Below are 6,788 nucleotides of genomic sequence, written 5' to 3'. Positions count from 1 at the left end.
AAAATTAAGTGTCATCTTATATCGTTTTTTATACATATTTACTCCATTAAACTGCTATATAAGATGCTATTAGTAAGGAAATGATCATGGATTTACGTAATCTCCCAACTATCAATGCCCTTTCAGATGCTGTTACTGTATGTGAATACAATGGCGTTAAAATTATTCGAGTGATCCACAACACCGTTGAAGCCGGGATCTCACTGCATGGCGGCCACTTAATATGGTTCAAACCAGCAAACCAAGACGACGTGATTTGGTTGAGTGAAGAGGCCATCATAGACCCAACCAAAGCCATTCGTGGTGGTATTCCTGTTTGCTGGCCATGGTTTGGTAAAGCTGGCACCCCATCACACGGTTTTGCACGTAACAGCCAGTGGGCAATCAAAGAGCACCGTGAAAACGAGACTGGTGTCATCGTTGCCCTGAGCCTGCAAGATTCAGATGCAACACGCGAAATCTGGCCGCATAAATTCGAACTAACGATCACTTTCGAGTTAGGCGAAAGCTTAAAAGTCAGCCTTACGTCTACCAATACCGATGATCACGCTTGGTCTTATGGCGGTGCACTCCATACTTATTTCGATATTGCAGATATCACAAAAGCACACCTAACGGGAATGGGCGCTCCTTACATCGATGGTGTTCAAGGTGGCGTTCAAGCGGAAGGTGGAAATGCACTCTTGATCACCCAAGAAGTTGATCGTGTATATACCGCACCAGAAGCAATCATTGCGATTCACGACACCCCTCGTCAACGCCAAATATTGGTTGAAAACCAAGGCCATAACGCAGCTGTTATTTGGAACCCATGGCAGGCGCTGTGTGAAAATATGGCAGACATGGCAACCAATAGCTTCGAAACTATGGTTTGTGTTGAATCAACTATCCACGGCGAAGGCGTGACATTAGCACCAAATGAATCTCACACCTTATCGACAACCGTGAGCTTAGCTGCTGAATAACGCGAAAAATGAGGGGCGGTAGCAATACCGCTTCTCGCTAATATAGCCTAGTGTTGATTGCCTGCCCTATGCCAACATACTTGTATTAGCTTCAATCAAAACCCAACCATTACCATCTGGATCGGCAAAGGTTGCAAAACGGCCACTCAGTAGCGTCACAATTTCAGATAATCCAACCCCACGACCGCTCAACTCATTATATGTTGATGTAATATCGTCAGTTTGCACCACAAGCCCCTGTACAGACCCAGCTTTCATTCCCGCAAAAGGCCTGACCAAACTAATGGTTGTCTCTGCACCTTTTGGTGCAAGCTGTACCCAACGCTTATCATCATTTGCACAGTGATCACGAATTAGCTCAAACCCTAATGCATCCCGATAAAATACTAATGCTTGCGCTTGATCCGATACTGGAATGGAAACAGTATCAACGCGAGAAATACTCATAAATGCAGCTCCCCAAAATAAAACCACTTATCTAGCTTAAGTCAGAGTTGTTGATTCAGCTCACAAAAAAAGCATCTTAGCCAAGAAATATTCCGTGAATACAAGCAAAGCGCGATAACGCTTTATCATCAAGCTGTTAATTGTCTCAATAATGCATCACCCTTAAAAAAAGCGAAATAACCCGCCGTCTATCAAGACTTCTTGTTCAAACCTCGAAGATGCATTTGTTTTGCAGTTATAGATACCGCATAAGAAAGTATTTTCAATCTAAACGACTAAGCATCAAATCAAGCTATCACATCACAAAATCGTTAAATAAATGTAAAGATTTTCCATCTAAACCTTCTTGCGAAAGCGATTTTTAAAGAGGATAGTAAGAATGTGTACAAAGATTACGCAATTTTTCATTGTCACCTAGCTTAGGAAATTTATTTAAAAACCAACAACTCAGTGACGCAATTTGATCAGTTAGGTCTAGTCTTAAATATATGAGGGATGTGAAAGTTATTTGTTTTCGTCCTTTCTAATTGATAAGAGAACGATTCAGGGGGCATACCATGAGTATTTTTGACCATTATCGTCAACGCTATGAAGAGTCCAAGGATGAAGAGCTTTCATTGCAAGAATTCCTTGAAATTTGTCGTAACGACCGAAGCGCATACGTAAACGCTGCCGAACGCCTACTTATGGCGATTGGTGAACCAGAAATGATTGATACAGCTCAAGACCCACGCTTGAGCCGCCTATTCTCTAACCGTGTGATCTCACGTTATAAAACGTTTGAAGATTTTTATGGTATGGAAGAAGCAATTGAACAAATCGTTTCTTACCTTAAGCATGCTGCGCAAGGTCTAGAAGAACGCAAACAAATCCTATACTTACTGGGCCCTGTCGGGGGCGGTAAATCTTCTTTGGCTGAAAAGCTAAAAAGCTTAATGCAAAAAGTACCAGTTTACGTACTGACAGCAGACGGCGTTCGCAGCCCAGTAAACGATCACCCATTTAGCCTGTTTGATAAAAACGAAGATGGCGATCTTCTTAATAAAGAATATGCCATTCCAGAACGCTACCTCAATACCATCATGTCACCATGGGCAGCTAAACGTTTACACGAATTTGGTGGTGACATTACCAAGTTCCGCGTTGTAAAAGTACGTCCATCGATCTTAGATCAAGTGGGTATTGCCAAAACCGAACCTGGTGATGAGAACAACCAAGATATTTCATCGCTAGTTGGTAAAGTGGATATTCGCCAGCTAGAGCATTTCTCGCAAGATGATCCAGATGCCTACAGTTATTCCGGTGCGCTTTGTAAAGCAAACCAAGGTTTGATGGAATTTGTAGAGATGTTTAAAGCACCACTAAAAGTGCTTCACCCTCTACTAACCGCGACGCAAGAAGGTAACTATAACGGTACAGAAGGCCTATCAGCCCTACCGTATGAAGGGATTATTCTTGCTCACTCGAATGAATCAGAGTGGCAAACCTTCCGTAATAACAAGAGCAATGAAGCCTTCCTCGATCGTGTCTACATCGTGAAAGTGCCTTACTGTTTACGTATTTCGGAAGAAACTCGAATTTACGAAAAACTACTTCAAAACAGTGAGTTATCAAGTGCTCCTTGCTCGCCAAGCACACTCGATATTCTTGCTCGCTTCTCGGTACTTTCTCGTCTAAAAGAGCCAGAGAATTCAAGCCTCTTCTCAAAAATGCGTGTTTATGATGGTGAGACCCTCAAAGATACGGATCCAAAAGCGAAATCGTACCAAGAGTATCGTGATTACGCTGGGGTCGATGAAGGTATGAACGGCCTATCTACGCGTTTTGCTTTTAAGATCTTATCTCGTGTCTTTAACTTTGACCATTCAGAAGTGGCCGCTAACCCCGTTCATCTGTTCTATGTTCTTGAACAGCAAATTGAACGCGAGCAGTTCCCACAAGAAGTCGCTGAAAAATACCTTGAGTTCCTTAAAGGATATTTGATTCCTAAGTATGTTGAATTTATTGGTAAAGAAATTCAAACCGCTTACTTAGAATCTTACTCTGAGTATGGCCAGAACATCTTTGACCGCTATGTCAGCTATGCCGATTTCTGGATTCAAGATCAAGAGTATCGCGATCCTGAAACAGGTCAACTTTTCGACCGCTCTGCGCTTAATAACGAGCTAGAGAAAATCGAAAAGCCAGCGGGTATCAGTAACCCTAAAGACTTCCGTAACGAAATCGTCAACTTTGTTCTACGTGCTCGTGCCAGTAATGAAGGGAAAAATCCAAACTGGACCAGCTATGAAAAACTGCGCACCGTTATCGAGAAAAAAATGTTCTCGAATACCGAGGAACTGCTCCCAGTTATTTCTTTCAATGCCAAAACCTCTACCGACGAGCAGAAAAAACACGATGATTTCGTTGCTCGTATGATGGAGAAAGGCTACACCCGCAAGCAAGTGCGTTTGCTATCTGAATGGTACCTACGCGTTCGTAAATCATCGTAGCCGGTTGAATGGAAGTATGAGGGGGAGCTTATGGCGCATTTTATAGATCGCAGGCTCAATGGTAAAAATAAAAGCACGGTGAATCGCCAGCGCTTTTTACGCCGCCACAAGCAGCAGATTAAAGAATCTATTGCTGATGCGGTTAATAAGCGTTCGATCACTGATGTTGAGAGCGGGGAAAATATCACTATCCCTTCTCGTGATATCAAAGAGCCGAGCTTTCACCAAGGCCGTGGTGGACAACGTGAAGTTGTCCACCCGGGCAACGACCAATTCTCACCTGGTGACCGCATTGAACGCCCCCAAGGAGGGGCGGGACAAGGCGGTTCAGGAGAAGGTCAAGCCAGCCAAGACGGTGAAGGCCAAGATGAATTTGTATTCCAAATTTCCAAAGATGAGTACCTCGATTTACTATTTGAAGATTTGGAGCTACCTAACCTAGAAAAAAATCAGATGAATAAAGTCGTCGAATGGAAAACGTTCCGTTCAGGCTATAAATCATCAGGTGTGCCATCCAATATCGCGATTGTGAAATCGCTACAAAATTCGTTGGCACGACGTACAGCGATGACAGCAGCAAAACGCCGTCATTTACGTGAGCTTGAAGCGGAACTTGAGCAGCTTAAATCAACAGAACCTGCCCAACCGTTTGAAGAAGAACGCGTAAAACAAGATATCCAAGCGCTGCGCGAAAAAATCAACCGTGTACCGTTTATTGATACCTTTGATTTACGGTACAAAAATTATGAACGTCGCCCACTACCCACCAGCCAAGCAGTGATGTTCTGCTTAATGGATGTATCGGGGTCGATGGATCAAGCAACAAAAGATATTGCTAAACGCTTCTACATCTTGCTGTATTTATTCTTGAATCGAACATACAAGAATGTCGATGTGGTCTTTATTCGCCACCATACACAAGCAAAAGAAGTCGATGAGCATGAGTTTTTCTACTCCCAAGAAACAGGTGGCACGATTGTATCCAGTGCTTTACGCATGATGGATGACATTATCAAGAAACGTTACCCTCCTGGCGAGTGGAATGTCTATGCAGCTCAAGCCTCTGACGGGGATAACTGGGCAGATGATTCACCTGGTTGTCGTCAATTATTAAAAGAGAGTATTTTGCCAGTAACACGCTACTACTCTTATATCGAAATCACTCGCCGTGCGCACCAAACGCTCTGGCGTGAATACGAAACACTGCAAGGCAGTCACGCTAACTTTGCTATGCAGAACATACGGACGGTGGATGACATATTCCCTGTATTCAGGGAGCTATTTAAAAAACAAGTAAGTTAATAGCTGGATGTCAACGCGCTTAGGGGAGTGAGTTATGGTGACAACAACAAAGACAAAGCCACTCGATGATGGTCCAGATTGGACGTTTGATCTGCTTGACCAATATCATAAAGAGATAAAACGTGTCGCTGACCACTACCGGCTTGATGCGTATCCCAATCAGATTGAGATCATCACTGCTGAGCAGATGATGGATGCTTACTCAAGTATTGGGATGCCAATCAATTACCACCACTGGTCATTCGGCAAGCGTTTTATTGAAACTGAACGTGGCTATAAACACGGCCAAATGGGATTGGCATATGAGATCGTAATTAACTCAGATCCCTGTATCTCTTATTTAATGGAAGAGAATACGATAACCATGCAAGCGTTGGTAATGGCGCATGCCTGCTATGGTCATAACTCTTTCTTCAAAGGCAATTACTTGTTTCAAACATGGACGGATGCAAGTTCGATCATCGACTACTTACTGTTTGCTCGAAAATACATTACCGACTGTGAAGAAAAGTACGGCGTGGAAGATGTTGAACGTTTGCTCGACTCCTGCCATGCACTGATGAATTTTGGCGTCGATCGCTACAAGCGTCCACAAAAAATATCATTAGTTGAAGAAACCGCGCGCCAAAAAGCACGCGAAGATTACCTGCAAACACAGGTAAATGCTTTATGGCGTACAATTCCAGTGCAAGAGGATAAAACCGATGTATCAGAGGAACACCGCTTCCCTGCTGAGCCACAGGAAAACATCCTTTACTTCATTGAAAAACATGCGCCACTACTTGAACCTTGGCAACGTGAAATTGTGCGAATTGTGCGTAAAGTAAGCCAATACTTCTACCCGCAAAAACAAACCCAAGTCATGAATGAAGGCTGGGCGACGTTCTGGCATTACACGATTTTGAATCACCTTTATGACGAAGGTTTAGTGACCGACCGTTTCATCCTAGAGTTCTTACACAGCCATACCAGTGTGGTTGCACAACCAGAATATAATAGCCCGTATTACAGTGGTATTAACCCGTATGCGTTAGGTTTTGCTATGTTCCAAGATATCCGTCGGATCTGTGAAAACCCAACGGAAGAAGATAAGCACTGGTTCCCTGACATTGCAGGTAAAGATTGGTTAGATACGCTTCACTTTGCGATGGAAAACTTTAAAGATGAAAGCTTTATCAGTCAGTTTTTATCACCGAAAGTGATGCGTGACTTTAAACTGTTTGCCGTGGATGACGATGACCGCCATAACTATGTGGAAGTCAGTGCTATTCATAACGAGGAAGGCTATCGGATGATCCGAGAGAAGCTCTCTTCACAGTATAATTTAAGTAACAATGAGCCTAACCTTCAAGTATGGAATGTCGCGCTTAACGGTGACCGTTCACTGACTTTACGCTACATACCACACAACAGAATTCCACTAGCCGAAAGTCACCCAGAAGTGCTGAAGCATATGTACCGTCTATGGGGATTTGATATTACGTTAGAAGAAGAGTTGAGCGATGGACGAAGCCAAATTCTAGGGACATGCCCAGTGCGCAATACACAATTTGGTTCTGATATTTAATTAAGTGATACAATT

5 protein-coding genes are annotated in these 6,788 nt (G+C 43.2%); 4 read left to right on the top strand and 1 reads right to left on the bottom strand.

Features of this window, described 5'->3' with window-relative positions:
- Positions 1-86 precede the first annotated feature (86 nt).
- Entirely contained in the window at positions 87-965 is an 879-nt protein-coding gene (locus tag ASV53_RS10105) for a D-hexose-6-phosphate mutarotase (RefSeq protein WP_094957001.1), read from the top strand.
- A 66-nt stretch (positions 966-1,031) separates the two neighbouring features.
- Here ASV53_RS10105 and ASV53_RS10100 read toward each other — a convergent pair whose 3' ends face one another.
- A complete protein-coding gene (locus ASV53_RS10100) occupies positions 1,032-1,412 on the bottom strand; it encodes a VOC family protein (RefSeq protein ID WP_062690978.1) in 381 nt (126 codons plus the stop codon).
- Positions 1,413-1,969: 557 nt separating this feature from the next.
- Between ASV53_RS10100 and ASV53_RS10095 the strand changes: the two genes are divergently transcribed.
- Genes ASV53_RS10095 through ASV53_RS10085 form a run of 3 tightly spaced genes read left to right on the top strand, consistent with a single transcriptional unit; the run spans position 1,970 to position 6,773 of the window.
- Positions 1,970-3,904 carry a PrkA family serine protein kinase gene (locus tag ASV53_RS10095; protein WP_094957000.1) on the top strand — a complete coding sequence of 645 codons (1,935 nt, stop codon included), beginning with the start codon at positions 1,970-1,972 and terminating at the stop codon, positions 3,902-3,904.
- Positions 3,905-3,934: 30 nt separating this feature from the next.
- Positions 3,935-5,206, top strand: coding sequence for a YeaH/YhbH family protein (locus tag ASV53_RS10090; RefSeq protein ID WP_094956999.1), 1,272 nt, complete (start codon positions 3,935-3,937; stop codon positions 5,204-5,206).
- 34 nt (positions 5,207-5,240) lie between these two features.
- Positions 5,241-6,773 (top strand): SpoVR family protein, encoded by a 1,533-nt coding sequence (locus ASV53_RS10085; protein ID WP_062690977.1) that lies wholly within the window; start codon positions 5,241-5,243, stop codon positions 6,771-6,773.
- Positions 6,774-6,788: the final 15 nt, after the last annotated feature.

It is taken from the genome of Photobacterium sanguinicancri, from assembly GCF_002265265.1.
GTDB lineage: Bacteria > Pseudomonadota > Gammaproteobacteria > Enterobacterales > Vibrionaceae > Photobacterium > Photobacterium sanguinicancri.
This window is presented reverse-complemented; position numbering and strand designations above follow the sequence as displayed.